The sequence below is a fragment of the Ornithinicoccus sp. genome, assembly GCF_057176825.1.
The window spans coordinates 583183-601014 of the sequence record NZ_CM169976.1; the positions used below are offsets into that span (position 1 = coordinate 583183).

General features: G+C 71.6%; 14 protein-coding genes and 1 pseudogene. 7 read left to right on the forward strand and 8 right to left on the reverse strand.

Going from position 1 to position 17832, the window contains the following annotated elements; translation table 11 throughout:
* The first annotated feature begins 71 nt into the window (after nt 1–71).
* The 5 genes from AC1QRC_RS03160 (at nt 72) to AC1QRC_RS03180 (ending at nt 4736) form a co-directional block, all read left to right on the forward strand.
* Nucleotides 72–1580 carry a cell wall-binding repeat-containing protein gene (locus AC1QRC_RS03160; RefSeq protein ID WP_484205385.1) on the forward strand — a complete coding sequence of 503 codons (1509 nt, stop codon included), beginning with the start codon at nt 72–74 and terminating at the stop codon, nt 1578–1580.
* A 728-nt stretch (nt 1581–2308) separates the two neighbouring features.
* A complete protein-coding gene (locus tag AC1QRC_RS03165; protein ID WP_484205386.1) occupies nt 2309–2884 on the forward strand; it encodes a MauE/DoxX family redox-associated membrane protein in 576 nt (191 codons plus the stop codon).
* Nucleotides 2881–3462, forward strand: coding sequence for a hypothetical protein (locus AC1QRC_RS03170; RefSeq protein ID WP_484205387.1), 582 nt, complete (start codon nt 2881–2883; stop codon nt 3460–3462). The genes AC1QRC_RS03165 and AC1QRC_RS03170 overlap by 4 nt, the downstream gene beginning before the upstream one ends.
* Nucleotides 3459–3980, forward strand: coding sequence for a hypothetical protein (locus AC1QRC_RS03175; protein ID WP_484205388.1), 522 nt, complete (start codon nt 3459–3461; stop codon nt 3978–3980). The genes AC1QRC_RS03170 and AC1QRC_RS03175 overlap by 4 nt, the downstream gene beginning before the upstream one ends.
* A 198-nt stretch (nt 3981–4178) precedes the next feature.
* On the forward strand, nt 4179–4736 hold the full coding sequence (locus AC1QRC_RS03180; RefSeq protein ID WP_484205389.1) for a hypothetical protein: 558 nt from the start codon (nt 4179–4181) through the stop codon (nt 4734–4736).
* An 11-nt stretch (nt 4737–4747) separates the two neighbouring features.
* On the opposite strand, the gene AC1QRC_RS03185 is transcribed toward AC1QRC_RS03180, so the two are convergent.
* From AC1QRC_RS03185 to AC1QRC_RS03195, 3 genes and pseudogenes are all read right to left on the reverse strand, one after another.
* Nucleotides 4748–6844: a cell wall-binding repeat-containing protein gene (locus AC1QRC_RS03185; protein WP_484205390.1), complete on the reverse strand. Its 2097-nt coding sequence runs from the start codon at nt 6842–6844 to the stop codon at nt 4748–4750.
* Nucleotides 6845–7226: 382 nt separating this feature from the next.
* A pseudogene (locus AC1QRC_RS03190) lies at nt 7227–8307 on the reverse strand (inositol-3-phosphate synthase).
* Between the two features lie 3 nt (nt 8308–8310).
* Complete coding sequence (locus AC1QRC_RS03195; protein ID WP_484205391.1) at nt 8311–8916, reverse strand: PadR family transcriptional regulator; 606 nt, start codon at nt 8914–8916, stop codon at nt 8311–8313.
* Nucleotides 8917–9073: 157 nt separating this feature from the next.
* On the opposite strand from AC1QRC_RS03195, the gene AC1QRC_RS03200 reads away from it, so the two are divergent.
* Together AC1QRC_RS03200 and AC1QRC_RS03205 are read left to right on the forward strand one after the other, a co-directional pair.
* On the forward strand, nt 9074–11317 hold the full coding sequence (locus AC1QRC_RS03200) for a transglycosylase domain-containing protein (protein ID WP_484205392.1): 2244 nt from the start codon (nt 9074–9076) through the stop codon (nt 11315–11317).
* 10 nt (nt 11318–11327) lie between these two features.
* Complete coding sequence (locus AC1QRC_RS03205; protein ID WP_484205393.1) at nt 11328–12680, forward strand: glycosyltransferase 87 family protein; 1353 nt, start codon at nt 11328–11330, stop codon at nt 12678–12680.
* Here the strand turns inward: AC1QRC_RS03205 and AC1QRC_RS03210 are convergent.
* The 5 genes from AC1QRC_RS03210 to AC1QRC_RS03230 all read right to left on the reverse strand — a co-directional run bounded on the left by AC1QRC_RS03210 (nt 12611) and on the right by AC1QRC_RS03230 (nt 17798).
* Nucleotides 12611–13369, reverse strand: a complete 759-nt coding sequence (locus AC1QRC_RS03210) for an SGNH hydrolase domain-containing protein (protein WP_484205394.1) — start codon at nt 13367–13369, stop codon at nt 12611–12613. The genes AC1QRC_RS03205 and AC1QRC_RS03210 overlap by 70 nt on opposite strands.
* Nucleotides 13306–14715, reverse strand: a complete 1410-nt coding sequence (locus AC1QRC_RS03215) for an acyltransferase family protein (protein ID WP_484205395.1) — start codon at nt 14713–14715, stop codon at nt 13306–13308. Before AC1QRC_RS03215 ends, AC1QRC_RS03210 begins: the two co-directional genes overlap by 64 nt.
* Complete coding sequence (locus tag AC1QRC_RS03220; protein ID WP_484205396.1) at nt 14712–15221, reverse strand: hypothetical protein; 510 nt, start codon at nt 15219–15221, stop codon at nt 14712–14714. The genes AC1QRC_RS03215 and AC1QRC_RS03220 overlap by 4 nt, the downstream gene beginning before the upstream one ends.
* Nucleotides 15222–15251: 30 nt before the next feature.
* Nucleotides 15252–16223 (reverse strand): quinone oxidoreductase family protein, encoded by a 972-nt coding sequence (locus tag AC1QRC_RS03225; RefSeq protein WP_484205397.1) that lies wholly within the window; start codon nt 16221–16223, stop codon nt 15252–15254.
* Between the two features lie 111 nt (nt 16224–16334).
* A complete protein-coding gene (locus AC1QRC_RS03230; RefSeq protein WP_484205398.1) occupies nt 16335–17798 on the reverse strand; it encodes a CCA tRNA nucleotidyltransferase in 1464 nt (487 codons plus the stop codon).
* Between the last annotated feature and the right edge of the window lie 34 nt (nt 17799–17832).

Consider the following 17832-nt stretch of genomic DNA (forward strand, 5'->3'; position numbering starts at 1 on the left):
CGGAATGCTATGCAACCTTTCGGGCGTCCGATAACGTCTCGGCTGTATCACCGTCTGCTGAGGGGCACGAGATGAGACACCGCAGGATGCTCGCCGGGGGGCTGCTGGCCGCCGTGATCGGGGCACTCGCACTGACCCCGGGATCGGCCGATCCGGAGGACCCCGCCTCGCTCGACCCGCAGGCCTCGGCGACCGCCGTGACCTGGGACTCCGGGCTCGCCGACAGGGCGCCGTGCCCCGAGGGCAACACCCGCTCGGCCACTCTGCTGGAGGAGAAGTTCAACAGCGGCATCCCGCAGAGTCGCTTCAACAACGGCTGGGCCCGCACCCAGAGCAACCTGCACGGGCTGTCCGCCCGGTCGGTGGTCAACGCCAACAACACCACCGACTGGATGTTCACCAACTGGGCCCAGGCGCCGGTCGGGGCCCAGACCATGCTCGCGTTCGCCACCAAGGGCAACGCCGCCGCCAGCACCGCCCGCGCCAATGTGAACTCGGTCAACAAGCAGGTCGGGATGGGGTCGAACTGGGGCGGCCGGGTCTACGACATCACCTCCGCCACGCAGGACGAGAGCGGCCGCCTCGGCCCCTGGTTCGAGCACAAGCGGGCGGCCGGCAAGACCCAGACCTGGTGGCTGGAGAACATCCAGATCTACACCTGCAGCAAGAACAACACGACCCGCATCCAGGGCAACGACCGCTACGGCACCTCCGCCGCGGTCTCCCGGCTGCTCTCCCCCAACGTCGAGGTCGCCTACCTGGCCTCCGGGGAGTCCTTCCCGGACGCCCTCAGCGGCGCCGCGCTCGCCGGCAAGTCCGACAGCCCGGTGCTCCTGGTCAAGAAGGGCTCCATCCCTGGCGTGATCCAGGCCGAGCTGACCCGGCTGAACCCCAACCGCATCGTCGTGCTGGGCGGTGCCGGTGCCGTCAACGACGCCGTGGTCAACTCCGCCAAGAAGTACGCCCGCAGCGGCGAGGTCACCCGGCTCGCCGGCGACAACCGCTACGAGACGTCGGCCGAAATCGCGGCCACCTACTCCGCGGGCGTGGACCGGGTCTACGTCGCCACCGGCGAGGACTACCCCGACGCGCTGTCGGGTGGTGCCGTCGCCGCCCGCCGCGAGGTGCCGGTGATCTACACCAGCCCGAACGGCATCCCCGACCCCGTGGCCGAGCAGCTGGAGCGGCTCAACCCGGGCGACATCGTGGTGCTCGGCGGCAAGAGCGCCGTCCCGGACAATCAGATCGACCAGCTCCGGGGCTACACCCGCTCGGGCAATGTCACCCGGATCGCCGGCAGCGACCGCTACGCAACCTCAGCGCAGGTCGCCGCCACCTTCCCGCAGGGGCTGCCCCGGGTCTTCGTCGCCACGGGCACGAACTTCCCGGACGCGTTGTCCGGCGCGGCGGTGGCCGGCAGCCAGGGCGTGCCCGTCGCGCTCACCCGCTACGGCTCGCTGCCCCCGGTCGTGAGCAGCCGGATCAACTCCCTCGACTTCAACGCCGGGGTGGTCCTCGGCGGCACGCCGGTCGTCAGCTCGCTGGTCCGTGACCAGCTCGGCGCCGTCGTCCACAACTGAGCCGCAGCTGGCCACCAACGAAGGGCTGACCCACACCATGCGCAAGAACCGCCGACTGCTCAACGGCGACCTCCTCGTCCTGGACGTCCCGGACGCGGCCGCCCTGCCCGGATCCACCGCGATCAGCGTGCTGTCCCTGGACGGCGCCGAGCTGGAGGTGAACTCGGGCACCACCGGGGACCTCGAGTTCTACCTGTCCATCTCCGGCAGCACGCTGACGGGCGAGACGACGCTGCGCGACGGGGGCACCCTGCGCTACGGACGCTACGGCGGGGACCCGGCCTCCGGCTTCGCCTTCTCGGTCACCGTCGGGGCGCACGAGGTCTATGGCTTCACCGTGCCGACGATGGACATCGAGGGCCTCTCCAGCTACCTGGCCTCGGTGTCCTTCGAGCCGCACGACGACGGGCCGGTCCTGTCGCTGTCCGGCCCCGTCGGGTGGTCGCCCACCCGCACGCACACGGTCGCCCAGGTCGTCGAGGTGGGCCAGGAGCAGGGCTTCCTGATGGACATCCGCCGCACCCGCACCGACGACGTCCCGCGCGAGAACGCCGGCGTCGAGGTGACGGGCGGGTGGCTCACCCGCTCCTCGGAGGAGGAGCGGCACGCGTATGCCGTGCTGGAGGCGGCCGACTTCGTCGTCTACGGCATCCCCGGGGACCCTGCGCTGCTGGACAGCGTCGCCACCGTCCTGTCAGGCGACGACCACGAGGCTGGGCTGACCGGCGATGAGCGTGCTGTCTCCCGCCCTGCTCGGAGCCGTGGCCCTGGTGCTGCTGGCCTCCGCGGTCGGACACCTGCGCCGTCCCGTGGCGCTGCGCTCCGGACTGCTCGTGCACGGCGTGCTGCCGGCTGCGCTGCGCCGCCCGGTGGCAGTGCTCCTCCCGGTCGCCGAGGCCGGGCTCGCGGTGCTGGCCCTGCTCGCCCTGGCCGGGGCCGGTGACCCGGTCCTGCTCACCCGGGTCGCAGGGGCCGGCGCGTTCCTGCTCTGCGCCGGCTTCACGGCATACCTCCTCGCGGTGCTGCGCACCCACCCCGAGACGGACATTCCCTGCGCATGCGGGATCGGGGAGGCCGCGGTCGGCCCGGCGAGCGTGATCCGCGCGGCGGTGCTCGCGCTCTTCGCCGGCGCGGCCGCGCTCACCGCGGGCGGGTGGGTGCTGGGCGCCCGGCCGCTGCCCGAGGTGCTGCTCGCCGTGGCGGCCGCGTTCACCCTGGCCGTGACCGTCGCGCTGCTGCCGGCCGCGCGCGCGGTGCCCGACGGACTCACCCTGGCGCACGCGCCCGCGGGGGGTGCCCGATGAGCTTCCTCGCCTCCGCCGTGACCCTGGCCTGGGTGGCCATCGTGCTGCTGGCCCTGGCCTTCGCCGGGCTGCTGCGCCAGGTGATGCTGCTCAGCCAGCGCAGCCTCGGCGCTTCCTCCGACGGCGGCATCGGGCGGCTCGGCGGCGCCGGACCGGCCCGCAGCACCCGTGACCTGGTCGGCTTCCGACTTCCCCCGGGCGGCGACCTGGCGGCGCTGCCGGACCCGCACGCCCACCGCACCGTGGTGGCGTTCGTCTCCCCCGGCTGCCCCTCCTGCACCCAGACACTGCAGGGCCTGGCCGCGATCCCGGACGTCGCCGCAGGATCGGTCGCCGTGGTCGCCGTGTCCACCGGCAGCTGCGAGCCGGCCGAGGCAGCGCTCGCCGGCACCGGCCGGTGTGTCCCGCAGGGACGCCCCCTGCTGGACCAGCTGCACGTCCCCGTCACGCCCTACCTGATGGCGCTCGACACCAGCGGCACCATCGTGGACGCCCTCCTGCCGCAGGAGGACACCGACCTGGCCGGATGGCTCCGGCATACCCGAGGATCCATGACGCTCACCGAGGAGTCACCATGAGCACCCGACCGACAATCAGGTTCGAGGACCTGCCCGCCGCGGACGAGGGACGGCTGCGCAAGCGGCTGCGCCCCCGCCCGACGCGCCGCACCTTCCTCGGCTCGGTGCTCGGCGCCGGGGCCGCCGTCGGGCTCGGCTCGCTGGTGCTGGTCAACCGGGCCACCGACTCCGCCCAGGCCGCCTACTGGGAGGACTGGACCAACACCAACACCGGCCCGTGCGCCGACTACGCCAGTGACCACACGGAGCGGGGGATCCAGTGCGGGCCCTCCCAGATGTGCACCACCCGGAGCTGCTGCTGGAAGTACCGCAACGGCGCCGGCAACCTGGTGGGCTGGCACAAGAACGCCCCCGGGTCCACCGGCTACTACCTGCACCGGCCCGACGACTGCTGGCTGGGCACGTGGGACTCCTGGCACTGGAAGTTCAGCGACGGCTACACCTACCGCTGCTCCGACGGCTTCACCTGCAGCGCCGGCGGCTCCTGCACCAAGACGATCTGCCCGTGGCCGATGTGACCGTGGGGTCGGCCCGCCGCTGGGCGGCCGACCCCCTGGTCGTCATGGCCCTGCTGGGCGCGGCGGCCCTCGGGGTGCTCCTGGCCCCCCTCACCGGGGCCACGGTCGCCGTGGCTCGCCCCGGCCCTGCTCGGCGTCGTGGCGGCGGGACTGGCCCTCTCCGGCTCCACCTGAGGCCTGAACAGCGCCTGGACGCTGGTGGCCTCGGTCCGGGGCCGTTCGATTCAACTCCGTCTGTGGCTGGCGTTCGCCGCCGGTTGCACGGTCGGTGGTGCCTTCACCGGCACCGTGCTCGGCGTGGTCTCCGGCCTGCTCTCGCCCGTGCCCGACACCGTGCGCCTCGTGTTGTTCGGTGCTGCCGCCGCGGTCCTGGTGGGTCTCGACCTGCTCCAACCGCAACTACGGCTGCCGCAGCGCAAGGAACTCATCCCGCAGGAGGTCTTCGCCCGGGGGATGGCCCGCGGCGGCTTCCGGTTCGGCATGGAGTACGGCTGCGGCTTCCGCACCCTGGTCCCGTCGGCCGCCTCCTACGTCGCCGCCGTGTTCGTCCTCTGCGCGGGACTGGCCCTGCCGTATGCCGTGCTGCTGGGTGCGGCGTTCGGCGCCAGTCGCAGCCTGGCCGTCCTCCAGTACGTGCTCCTCGGACGGCCGGGGTGGCAACTGTTCCTGGGCCGGCACACCCGGGTCCTGGAACGCTCCGGGTCCCTCATCACGCTGGCCCTGCTGGCGCTCGCCGGCTGGCTGGTGCTGGGCTGAGCCGCTGCGCCTCAGCCGATGCTGGCCAACTGGTCGAGCACCTTCTGGTTCACCGCTGAGGTGCCGCCGACGACCACGATCTTCTTCGGCTTCAGCTGCTGCAGCACGTCCCGGGTGGCCTGGGGCAGCGTCCCGGTGCGGGTGAGCACCATCGGGCCGTTGCTGAAGCCGGCGCGCGAGGACCCGGACAGCGCGTCGGGGTAGTCCTGGCCGGTGGAGACGTAGACCACGGACAGACCGCTGGGGTAGTAGGCCGCGAGCGCGGCCGCCGTCTCGTACCGGTCGTCCCCGGACACCCGTTGCAGGTTGCCCGTGACGGTGCGGGCCGCCAGCTGGTTGGCCACCGCGTTGCTGACCGCGCCCGTGCCGCCCAGCACGACGACGCGCTGCGGCTTGATGGCGTTCATCGCGCTGAGCGTCTCGGGCGGGACGGAGTCGGTCTTGGTGAGCAGCACCGGGCCGTTGTTGTAGCTGGCGCGGGCCGAGCCACCCATCGCGTCCGGGTAGGTGTCACCGGTGGTCACGTAGACGACCGGGACCGAGTTGCCGAACTGCCGCGCCAGGGCGCCGGCCGTCGCGAACCGGTTGGCACCCGAGACCCGGGTCACGCTGCCCGTGGTGTAACCCTTGAGCTGGTTCAGCACCGACCCGGAGATGGCCGAGGTCCCGCCGACGACCACGATCGAGGACGGCTTGAGCCGGTTCAGCTCCGTCTTGGTCTCCGCGGGGATCGAGGCCCTCGCGGACAGCAGCACCGGGTTGTTGGTGGCTCCGGCCCGGGCCGAGGTGGCCAGGGCGTCCGGGAAGTTCTCACCGGTGGTGATGTAGACGACCCGGCCGGTGGAGTAGTCCTGCGTCAGCTTGGCGGCCGTCGCATACCGGTTCACCCCGCTCACCCGGGTGACGGGCGTCTTGGGCGGTCCCGCGGGCGGGTCGTCCGGGACGCCGACCTGGATCATCTTGGCCCAGGTCGCGTTGTCCAGCACGCCGGTCACCGGCACCGAGTAGTCGGCCTGGTAGGAGAGCAGGGCCGCCAGCGTCATCGGTCCGAAACTGCCGTCGACGTCGCCGCCGGTGAAGCCCAGGTACTCCTGCGCCTTCTTCACGTGGTTGTTGTTCTTGGCGTTGGGCAGGATCACCGGGTACGGCGAGGATGGCGGGTTGGGCAGGTTGACCGGGCACGCCGTCGTGCGGCGGGCGGTGTAGCGCGGCGCGTACTGCCCCGCATACACCCGGCAGGTGCCGTGGTCGATCGTGGTGACCGGGGTGCCCGTCCACCACGACGTGCGCTTCATCGCGCCGTCCCAGGTGAAGCTGATGTGCAGGTGGTCGGTGTGCGGGCTCGGCCCGGTGTAGTCCCGCCACGAGCCGGGGTCGTACATGTACCAGGACTTCTTGTTCCAGATGATCGACATGACCCCGAAGCGGCGGGCCATCTCGCCGTTGTTCGCCGTCAGCCACTGGGCGACGGAGTCGCCGATGGCCTTGTCCTGGGGGTTGTAGGCATCCATCCCCCAGTCGAACGCGCGGCCCTCGTAGTGCTGGCTGTTGTCACCCGCCAGGCAGGTCCGGCTCGTTGAGTAGGAGGGCCGGTTGTAGTGGTTGCTGACCAGTTGGGCGAAGGCGACCATGCCCGGCTTGTTGTTGGGGTCGCAGGCGTAGGTGTACTGCCACGGGGACGCCGCGTCGAGCGTGCCCGGCAGGGACTTGCTCGGCGGAGCGGGCACGGACGCGATATCGGCAGCGGTGCCGAACTGCGCCAGGTAGCCGGTGTCAGCGGACATCAACTCCTCCGTGGTGGAGGGAGTGATCTCCTCGGCCGGCTGCTCCACCAGCCACTCGGCCGGCATGTCGGCGGGGTCCGGGGGGGATCCCACCCAGGCCAGCGGCTCCTGGACCTCCGGCGTCGGTCCCGACGCCGTCTCCTCCGGCACCACGAACGGGTCCGCGGGCCGCAGCACCGCCTCGCGGTAGTGGTCGCCCTCGGCGAAGTGGTCGCCGTAGTCGCCCAGCGGCGCGTGGTCGTGGGTGTCCATCGTCCCGTGCACGTCCTCGGGATCGATCGGATCGGCCATCGCGCCCGGGGTCACCGCGACCAGAGCGGCCACGACGGCACCGCGACAACAGCGTCGACCGGTGGAGCGGGGAGCGGGCAGAGCGGGCGTGCACCAGCGACATGACGGGGGCCTTTCACACCGTTGTCCACCCGCAAAAAGGCGCAACGGCAGTGATCAATGGTGTTGGTGTGAATAAAGTGGAACGGCCCCGAGACTACCGAGCGGACCATAGGCGCTGTGCCTGCCGGAAGTCATTTTTCGTTTATTACATCTCTGTCGTTCCTAAGGTCAGACGGCCTGAATTCCCTTCTCTTGCCGCGACGCACGACAGCCGAACGAGCACGACATACCGAACGACCCGCCGCCGGGGAGCCGGCGACGGGTCGTCGAGGTTGTGGTGCTCGCGGTCATCCCGCGGGGGTGGGGAGCAGCCTCAGCGCTCCACCTCGCCGCGGATGAAGGCCTCGACCTGGGCGCGGCCCTCCTCGTCCGGCAGCTGCTGCGGCGGGGACTTCATGAGGTAGGAGGACGCCGACAGGATCGGGCCGCCCACACCACGGTCCTTGGCGATCTTCGCCGCGCGCAGCGCGTCGATGATGATGCCGGCGGAGTTCGGGGAGTCCCAGACCTCGAGCTTGTACTCCAGGTTCAGCGGGACGTCACCGAAGGCCCGACCCTCCAGGCGGACGTAGGCCCACTTGCGGTCGTCCAGCCACTGCACGTAGTCCGACGGACCGATGTGCACGTTGCGGGCGCCCAGGTCGTGGCTGATGTTGGAGGTGACGGCCTGGGTCTTGGAGACCTTCTTGGACTCCAGGCGGTCCCGCTCCAGCATGTTCTTGAAGTCCATGTTGCCGCCGACGTTCAGCTGGTAGGTGCGGTCCAGCACCACGCCGCGGTCCTCGAACAGCTTGGCCATGACCCGGTGGGTGATGGTCGCGCCGACCTGGGACTTGATGTCGTCGCCGATGATCGGCACGCCCGCGTCGGTGAACTTCTGGGCCCACTCGGGGTCGGACGCGATGAAGACCGGCAGGGCGTTGACGAAGGCCACGCCGGCGTCGAGCGCGCATTGGGCGTAGAACTTGTCGGCAGCCTCCGAGCCCGACGGGCAGGTAGGACACCAGCACGTCCACCTCGGCGTCCTTGAGGGACTGCACGACGTCGACCGGCTCGGCGTCGGCCTCCTCGATGGTCTCGGCGTAGTAGCGGCCGATGCCATCCAGGGTGTGTCCACGCTGCACGATGACGCCGGTCGGCGGGACGTCGGCGATCTTGATCGTGTTGTTCTCGCTGGCGTTGATCGCCTCGGCCAGGTCGAACCCGACCTTCTTGGCGTCGACGTCGAACGCGGCGACGAACTGCACGTCGCTGACGTGGTAGGGGCCGAACTGGACGTGCATCAGGCCGGGCACCTGCGCGGTCGCGTCGGCCGCACGGTAGTACTCGACTCCCTGCACCAGCGAGCTGGCGCAGTTGCCGACGCCGACGATGGCGACGCGTACAGAACCCATGGGTTACTCCTTGTTGTCTGTGGTGGGGTCCAACCGGGAAGGGGCGGTGCCGTAGCGGCCGGTCCGCTCGGACTCGATGAGCCCGGAGAGCCAGCGCACTTCACGCTCGGCCGATTCCAGGCCGTGGCGGTGCAACTCGGCGGTGTAGGCATCACCGCCGGGGCTGCCGGAGTCACGGATGGTGGCCAGCCGTTCCTCCAACCGGCTGCGCCGCCCCTCCAGGATGCGCAGTCGGACATCTGAGTTGGTGCGGCCGAAGAAGGCGAAGTGGACGTCAAACGTCCCGTCCTCCCAGGCCGCCGGCCCGGCCTGCTCCAGGAGCTGGCCGAAGCGTTCCTTGCCCTCCGCGGTGAGCTCGTAGGTGATCCGGTTGCGCCGGCCGGCCGGGATGGCCGCGCCCGGGCGGCGCAGCAGGGCGCTGTCCTCCATCGCGTGGATCCAGCCGCGGTGCACCAGGTCCCGCAGCCGGGGGTAGAGGGTGCCGTAGGACAGGGTCCTCATGGTGCCCATCACCAGGTGCAACTGCTTGCGGAGCTCGTAGCCGTGCATGGGTGAGTCGTGCAGCAGGCCCAGGATGGCCAGCTCCAACATGTCGGTGCGCCTGCTCACGCACACTCCTCACCGTGACTCGGACTCGATACGTCGTCACAATATATCGCACCGATATAGCGGATCGAACCAGCGACGCGGCGTGGCGCTCCCGGGGGGCTACCCGCCGGGGGGCTGCCTCCCGGCTCCCATCAGGTTCACACGGCATGATGGAGCGGTGACAGGACGATCCTCCGATGCCGCCGCGAGCGGGAAGCCTGCGGCGGGCAACCGCCGGTCCCGTCCCGCCCGGGCCAAGCGGCCCCGCTGGCGGCGCGTCCTCTTCTGGCTGTTCTGCGCGGGGTTCGTGGCCCTCCTGGCGGCCTCCCTGGCCGGGCTGTGGCTCTACTCGCGCACCGACATCCCGGAGCCCAACGAGTTCGCCGAGGCGCAGAGCTCGATCATCTACTACGCCGACGGGGAGACCGAGCTGGCCCGGTTCACCGGGGGCTACAACCGGGAGCTCGTGGACCTGGAGCAGGTGCCCGAGCACGCCCGGCACGCGATGATCGCCGCCGAGGACCGCAACTTCTACGAGAACCAGGGTGTCTCGATCACCGGCACGGCGCGGGCGCTGTGGAGCAACCTGACCTCGGACACGACGCAGGGCGGCTCCACGATCACCCAGCAGTACGTCAAGAACTACTTCCTCACCGCGGAGCAGACGTATGCCCGCAAGCTCGAGGAGGCGATGATCGCCATCAAGATCGATCGGCAGTTGTCCAAGGACGAGATCCTGGAGAACTACCTCAACACGATCTACTACGGCCGCGGCGCCTACGGCATCCAGACCGCCTCCCAGGCCTACTTCGGGGTGGACGTCTCGGAGCTCACGGTGGCCCAGGGTGCCTTCCTGGCGGCCGTCACCAACGCGCCCTCGCTGTTCGACCCCGCGTATGCCGAGGGGAACCAGGAGCGGGCGCAGGAGCGGTTCGACTACGTGCTCAACGGGATGGTGCAGGAGGGGTGGCTCACCGCGGAGGAGGCCGCCGACGTCAGCTTCCCCGATCTGGAGGACCCGGCACCCTCGACGGCGACCACGGGGGTCGAGGGGTACATCGCCGACCGGGTGCGCCAGGAGCTGGTCAGCCGGCTGGAGATCTCCGAGGACGACATCGACCGGGGCGGCCTGCGGATCGTGACGACCATCGAGCCCCAGCACCAGGCGGCGGCCGTCGAGGCGGTCGAGGGAGGCCTGCCGGAGGGGGAGGACCTGCACGCCGGCCTGGTCGCGGTGCGTCCCGGCGACGGGGCGATCACCGCGATGTACGGCGGGAGCGACTACGCCGAGCGGCAGCTCAACGACGCGACCGACGCCAATCTCCAGGCGGGTTCCCTGTTCAAGGTCTTCACCCTGATCGCCGCCCTCGACGAGGGCGTGAGCACCCGGAGCACGTTCGACGGCTACACCCCCATGTACTTCACCATCGAGGGGCAGGCTGAGCCGTATGAGGTGAACAACTTCCGGGACCAGCAGTTCGGCCGGATCGACCTGGTGCGGGCGACCGCCAACTCGGTCAACACCTCCTATGTGGCGCTGAACGAGCGGATCGGTCCGGAGGCTACCCGGGACGCCGCGGTCGCCGCGGGCCTGCCCGAGGACACGCCCGGGCTGGACGCCAACCTGTCCAACGTGCTCGGCACCGCCTCCCCGACCGTGCTGCAGATGGCCCAGGCCTACGCCACCGTCGCCGCCCAGGGCGAGCGGGCCGATCCCTACCTGGTCCAGTCGGTCACCAGCACCTCGGGCGACTTCGACTACGAGGTCGAGGTGGAGACCGAACGGGTCTTCGACGAGGACGTCACCGCCGACGCCACCGACGCGATGACCCACGTGATCACCGAGGGGTCGGGGATGTCCGCCGGCGACCTGGGCCGCCCGGCGGCCGGGAAGTCCGGGACGAGTGAGAACAACCGGTCCGCCTGGTTCAACGGTTTCGTCCCGCAACTGACGGCGACCGTCGGGATGTACAAGGGTGACGGCACCGAGGTGATGCAGGACATCGGCGGGCTCGACCAGGTGACGGGCGGCACGTTCCCGGCGGAGATATGGGGCGAGTTCATGCGCCTGGCGCTGGACGGCGAGCCCGTCGAGGAGTTCCCGGAGCGGGCCGGGGTCGGCGACGAGAGCCTGGTCACCCAGACCCCCACCGTGACCTCGACCCCGACGGAGACCGAGACGGAGACGGAGACCGAAACGGAAACCGAGACGGAGACCGAGACCGAAACGGAAACCGAGACGGAGACCGAGACCGAGACGGACCCGCCGACCGAGACCGACCCGCCGACCGAGACCGAGACCGACCCGCCGACCAGCACGGACCCGCCGACGGAGACCGAGCCGGAGCCGACGGACGATCCCAGCTTCACCGTCCCGCCGGTCGATCCCCCGGACAGCACCGGCGGCCCGGGCGACGGCTAACCTCCTGGACATGCCCGCACCCCCGTATGCCGTGCCGTCACGGCGTGATCGGGTGGTCGCCACCACGGCCGGGGTGATCGGCGGACCGGTCGGGCGCTATGCCGTGATCGGGGGCCGTGGCCTGGCGGGGGTCGCCTCCGCCGTCATCGCGCTGGGTGCCGTGGCGGTGGCCCTCGGCGTCTTCCAGAAGGGGCACTGCCTGACCAAGGGCTGGTCGAACCCCGGCCAGTTCTGGCGGACCTGCTACTCCGACCTGCCGGTCCTGCATGTGACGACCGGGTTGGCCGATCGCCGCTTCCCACTCAGCGAGCCGGTGCTGGACCAGCCGTTGCTGTCGGGTCTGGTCATGTGGCTGGTCAGCCTGGTGACACCGCAGGCCGGGACCGGCCTGGGAGCCCAGCAGTGGGTGCTGGGCATCTGGGCCGTGCTGGCCGTGCTGCTGCTGGCGGTGGGGGCCCTGGCCGTGATCGCGCTGCGCCCGCGCCGCCCGTGGCAGGCCGCCCACCTCACCGCCAGCCCGGTCCTGGTCATCCTGGCGCTGGTCTCGGTCGACCTCGCGGGGGTCGCCCTGGTCCTGGTGGGGTTGTGGTGCTGGAAGCGCCGCACCCCCGTCGTGGCGGGGATCCTCCTCGGGTTGGCCCTGCTGGTGCGGCCCTACGCGGTGGTGTTCCTCGTTGCGCTGGCCCTGGTGGGCTGGCGCGAGGACCGGCGTCGCGACGCGGGGGTGCTGGCGGGAAGCGCCGCCGCGACGGTGGTGGGGCTGCTGGTGTCGCTGTTCCTGCTGTTCGGCGACGCCGTCCTCCAGCCGATCCAGCACTGGTGGCAGGCCTCCCCCGGGTACGGCGCGCTGTCACTGGTCCCCCAACTGCACGGGCACCCCCTGCTGCCCGGCCTGCCGACGGTCTTCGCCGTGGCCGGCTACCCGCTGGCCGTGGCCCTCGGGGTCTACCTGGCACGCCACCCCCGGCGGCCGGGGGTGGCCCAACTCGCGGCACCGATGCTGCTGGTGCTGCTGCTCACCGCCAAGGCCGTCCCGGTGCAGGCGGGTCTCTGGGTGCTGCCGCTCCTGGCACTGTCGACCGTCCGGTGGCGCGACCACCTCATCTGGGCCGCGTTCGAGTCCCTGCACTTCGTGACCGTGTGGCTGCACATCGGCTTCTCCTCCGACCCCGGCAAGGGACTGCCGGGCACCACCTACTCGCTGGCGATCGGGCTGCGGATGGCCGCGCTGGCGTGGGTCTGCTACCAGGTCTGGGCCCAACGGCCGCCGCCGCGCACCCGGGCCCGGCGCGATCAGTCGTCCGAGCCGGTCACTAGCGGGACCAGTGCGACCTCCAGCGCCGGGGTGAGGCTGGAGACGTAGGTGTTGCTGAGGTGGTTGGAGTCGCGGTAGACCGGCACCCCACCGATCACGGCAGGGCAGTCGTCCTGGGGGCAGATGTAGTCCGTGAGGTCGATGAAGGACAGCTCCGGCCGCATCTCGATCAGCTCGGCCTGACCCCGCCCCGACCGCTCGAGCGCGCTGTCCCTGGGGAAGGCGCAGGCGGTGAGTTCCCCGGCGTTCGCGAGCATGCAGTCGACCATGTTGCCCTCCGGCCGGGGGACGTCGCGGAGCACCGCGAAGGCGATGCCCTGGTCGGTGACGAAGTCGGCACCGCGGGCCATCGCCTCGGCCAGTTCGTCCCCGTCGAGGGGATAGAGGGCACTGGAGACCAGCACCAGGTCGGGCTGCAGCTCGGTGATCCGCTCCTGCACGCCCTCGTTCCAGTCGGTGCACTGCCAGTAGCTGCCGGACTGCCCGGGCCGGGTGTACTCCAGGCCTGGTGCGAACGGGCAGGAGGACTTCATCATCGTGACGAACCGCCACCCGTGCTGGTGACCGATCGCGTCCAGCGCCGGGTTCCACATGCCCGCGTGGGAGTCCCCGACGACGACCACGAGGGTGTCGCCGTCCTGGTCGCCGGTCAGGCACTCGCCGACCTCCACGGTCAACAGGTTGGCGTTGCACCCCTCGGGCACGAAGTTCGGCTGGTCCGCCGCGAGCGCCTCCACGGGCGGGCTGAGCGGGCCGGGGTCGTCGACCGGCTCCCCCTCGGACGAACCGGTCGGATCCGTGCCCGAGGAGCATCGCGCCGAACGGCTCCCGCACCGCCTGGACGGCCGGTGACACCGACCAGGCCGGCTCGTCCTGGGGCGGTTGCGGCCAGGTCGCCAGCTGCAGGGTGAGCCCGGCGACAACACCCGACCAGGGAGCAGTTCAGCCCCAGCCGCAGCGAGCGCCGCGTCCACACCGACCGCTCCAGGGTCTCGCCGGCACGCCGGACCGGCTCCTCGACATACCGCCAGGACAGCCAGGCGGGCACGGCGGAGAGCGCCACCGCCAGCAGGCCGTAGCGGATCCGCACGTCGTGACCGCTGCCGAGCAGCTCCATCGCGATCACCACGAAGGGCCAGTGCCACAGGTAGAGGCTGTAGGAGATCCGACCGGTGAACTGCATGGGCCGTGGCGCCAGGACCAGGACGGGGCCCCGGGACCCGGCGGCCGGTCCGGCGGCCAGGACCAGCGCGGCGCCGACGGTCGGCACCAGGGCGTGCCAGCCGGGGAACGGGGTGCTCGCGGAGAAGGTGGCGATCGCCCACAGCACCATGACCAGCCCGGTCCACCCGAGCACGGCCGCGACGGGACGCGCCAGCCGCGGCCAGAACGCCGCGTGCAGCGCGACGAACGCCCCCAGGGCCAGCTCCCAGGCGCGGGTGTGCGTGACGAAGTAGGCCTGGGCCGAGCTGGTCGCCGTCAGGTGCACCGACAGGGCCAGGGACACCGCAAAGATGCCGAGCGTGAGCAACCAGGCGTAGCCGCGCACCAGGTGCGCCTGGCCGGCTCTCCGGGCCAGCAGGAGGATGCCGAGCAGCAGCACCGGCCACACCAGGTAGAACTGCTCCTCCACCGCCAGCGACCAGTAGTGCTGCAACGGGCTGGGCGGCTCCTCCTGGGCCAGGTAGTCCACCGACCCCCCGGCCAGGGTCCAGTTCACGACGTAGGCGGCGCTGGCCACGATGTCCGCCCCGACCTGGCCCCACCGGTGGGGCGGCAGGAGGAGCAGGGTCAGCACGGCGGTGCCGAGCAGCGCGCTGAGGGCAGCCGGCAGCAGTCGCCGGGCGCGGCGCGCATAGAAGCGGCCCAGCCGGATCGTCCCGTCCCGCTCGGCCTCCCCCACCAGGATCGTGGTCATCAGGTAGCCCGAGATCACGAAGAAGACGTCCACCCCGACGTAGCCGCCCGGCAGCCAGGGCAGCCCGGCGTGCCACAACAGCACCGCGAGCACGGAGACGGCGCGCAGTCCCTCGATGTCCTGCCGGAACCGGGAGCGGGTGCCGGCAGCGGCCCCACCGGTCACCCGGTGCCCCCTCGGAGCCTCCCGGCCAGCACGGTGCCGACCACGGCGACCAGCAGGGACAACACCGCGCCGGCCGCAAGCAGCAACCAGGGCCGGGGACCGTCGGGGACCGTCGCCACCTCGGACAGCTCGGCCACGGACACGCCGCCTGTGCCGGCCGCGTCGGCGGCGACACCGTCGACCAGCGCCGAGGCGAACCGCGGGTCGGGATGGCCGACCTCGATCTCGACCTCGCTCGGCGCGGAGCCGTCCTCGGGGCCGGACAGCACCCGGGCCTCGATGCGCACGCCGTCGGTCAGCCCCGGCTCGGCCTGCATCTGCGTCAGCACCGTGTCGCGGGTGGGATCCCCGCTGACCGCCTCCACCACCTCAGTGGCGGACGTGCCGTCGGCGACCCCCAGGGTCGCGGCGGCGCGGTAGGTCACCGGGCGCAGCACGAGCACCGCCCCCACCAGGACGAGGAGGACCAGGAACGGGGTGACCCAGGATCCCCTTCTCGTCAGCACCCGCCCAGCATGCCACCGGGCAGCGCCGATTCAGGGGACCAACAACAGCTTGCCGGTGGTCGTGCCGGACTCCAGGTCGGTCTGGGCGCGGGCCGCGTCGGCCAGCGGGTAGCGCGCCCCCACCCGGACGTCGAGGGTGCCCGCGGCGACGGCGTCCAGCACGGCCCCGGCCCGCGCGACCAGCTCCTCCCGGTCCAGCAGGTAGTGCGCCAGCGAGGGTCGGGTGAGGAAGAGCGAGCCCTTGGCGTTGAGCGACTGGGGGTCGAACGGTGGCACGGGGCCGCTGGAGCCGCCGAAGAGGACCATCATGCCGCGGGGGCGCAGGGAGTCGAGCGAGCCCTCGAAGGTGGTCTTGCCGACCCCGTCGTAGACGACGTGGACGCCGGCCCCGTCGGTCAGCCGCCGCACCTCGGCGGGCACGTCGGCGTCGCGGTAGAAGATGATCTCGTCGGCGCCGGCGGCCCGGGCCAGCTCGGCCTTCTCCGGCGTGGAGGTGGTCCCGATCACCCGTGCCCCGGCGGTGGACAGCATCTGGCACAGCAGCAGGCCGACCCCGCCCGCCGCGGCGTGGACCAGGGCGGTGTGCCCGGCTGCGGCCGGGAAGGTGTCGGTGACCAGGTAGTGCGCCGTCATCCCCTGCAGCATGGACGCGGCCGCGGTCTCCAGGTCGACCCCGTCGGGGACCGGCACCACGCGGTCGGCCGGGACGAGCGGCGCCTCGGTGTATCCGGTGCCGGGCACCATCGCCCACGCCACGCGGTCCCCCACGGCCACGTCCGTGACGTCGGCCCCGACGGCCGCCACGGTCCCGGCACCCTCCGAGCCCGCGACGAACGGCGTCTGCATCGGGTAGGTCCCGGACCGCTGGTAGATGTCGATGAAGTTCACCCCGGCAGCCGCCAGGTCAACCCGCACCTGCCCGGGGCCCGGCTCGGCCGGCTCCGACTCCTGGACGACCAGGTTCTCCGGTCCGCCCTGCTCTGTCACCACGACCTGGCGCACGTGATCCACATCCTCGTTGCTCGGGGTATGCCGTCTCGCGCCATTGTCATCCAGCGTGCACCGGGGCGGTCGGCCGGGGTCGGGAACCGCACCGGGTCAGTCGGCACCAGCTCAGTCGGCCTCGGGCTGCTCGGCCCACCACCGCCGCAACTCCTCCTCGGCCGCCTGGGTGCCGATCGGGCCACGATCGAGTCGGACCGCGAGGAGGTGCTTGTAGGCCCGGCCCAGGACCGGGCCGGGCTCGATCCCGAGCACCCGGGCGATCTCGTTGCCGTTGAGCTCGGGCCGCACCGCGGCGAGCTCCTCCTGCTCGCGCAGCCGCTCGATCCGGGCCTCGAGGTTGTCGTAGCTGCGGGCGAGCCGCTCTGCCTTGCGACGGTTGCGGGTGGTGCAGTCCGAGCGGGTCAGCTTGTGCAGCCGTCCCAGCAGCGGTCCGGCGTCGGTGATGTAGCGCCGCACCGCCGAGTCCGTCCACTCCCCGGTGCCGTAACCATGGAAGCGCAGGTGCAGCTCGACCAGCCGGGTCACCGCCTTGATGGTCTCCTTGTCGTAGCGCAGCTCCCGCAGGCGGGTGCGGGCCAACTTGGCCCCGACCACCTCGTGGTGGTGGAAGCTCACCCCGCCACCGGACTCGAAGCGTCGCGTCGCAGGTTTGCCGATATCGTGCAGCAGCGCGGCAAGGCGCAGCACCAGGTCGGGGCCGGGCACCGCGTCCGGCCCGTCGGCGTCCGGTGGGTCCTCCAGCCCGATCGCCTGCTCGAGCACGATCAGCGAGTGTTCATAGACGTCCTTGTGCCGGTGGTGTTCGTCCAGCTCCAGCTGCAGCGCCGGCAGCTCGGGGAGCACCCGGTCGGCGAGGCCGGTGCCGACAAGCACCTCCAACCCCGCCCTCGGGTGGTCCCCCAGCAGCAGCCGGTTCAGCTCGTCGCGCACCCGCTCGGCGGACACGATCGCCAGTCGGCCCGCCATGTCGGTCATCGCCGCGCGGACGGCGGGGTCGAGGGTCAGCCCCAGCTGGGAGACGAACCGGGCGGCGCGCATCATCCGCAACGGATCGTCGGAGAAGGAGATCTCCGGGGTGTGCGGCGTGCGCAACACCCCGGCGGCCAGGTCGGCGAGGCCGTCGTGCGGGTCGGTGAACTCCAGCTCGGGCAGCCGCAGGGCCATCGCGTTGACCGTGAAGTCGCGGCGCACCAGGTCCTCGGGCAGGTTGTCGCCGAAGGCCACCACCGGCTTGCGTGACTCGGGGTCGTAGGCATCGGCGCGGTAGGTCGTGATCTCCACCGTGAGATCACCCCGCCGGCCGCCGATCGTCCCGAAGGCCCGCCCGACGTCCCAGCGGTGCTCCGCCCACCCCTCGAGCACCTGCTCGATCTGGTCCGGCAGCGCCGAGGTGGTGAAGTCCAGGTCCGGCGACGGGCGGCCCAGGAAGGCGTCCCGCACCGGCCCGCCGACCAGCGCCAGCTCGTGGCCCGCGGCGGCGAACCGCTCCCCGAGCTCGGTCAGCACAGGGAGCACCGGGGCCAGGTGGCGCACGGCGCGGGCGAGCAGTTCGGGCTGGGAGGTGGTGGACACGATGGTCAAGGGTATGCCGAGGGGCGGCACGGTG

Coding starts and splice junctions, on each gene's coding strand:
- AC1QRC_RS03165 (WP_484205386.1), top strand. CDS start 2,309: ATGAGCGTGCTGTCTCCCGCCCTGCTCGGAGCCGTGGCCCTGGTGCTG.
- AC1QRC_RS03160 (WP_484205385.1), top strand. CDS start 72: ATGAGACACCGCAGGATGCTCGCCGGGGGGCTGCTGGCCGCCGTGATC.
- AC1QRC_RS03170 (WP_484205387.1), top strand. CDS start 2,881: ATGAGCTTCCTCGCCTCCGCCGTGACCCTGGCCTGGGTGGCCATCGTG.
- AC1QRC_RS03175 (WP_484205388.1), top strand. CDS start 3,459: ATGAGCACCCGACCGACAATCAGGTTCGAGGACCTGCCCGCCGCGGAC.
- AC1QRC_RS03205 (WP_484205393.1), top strand. CDS start 11,328: ATGCCCGCACCCCCGTATGCCGTGCCGTCACGGCGTGATCGGGTGGTC.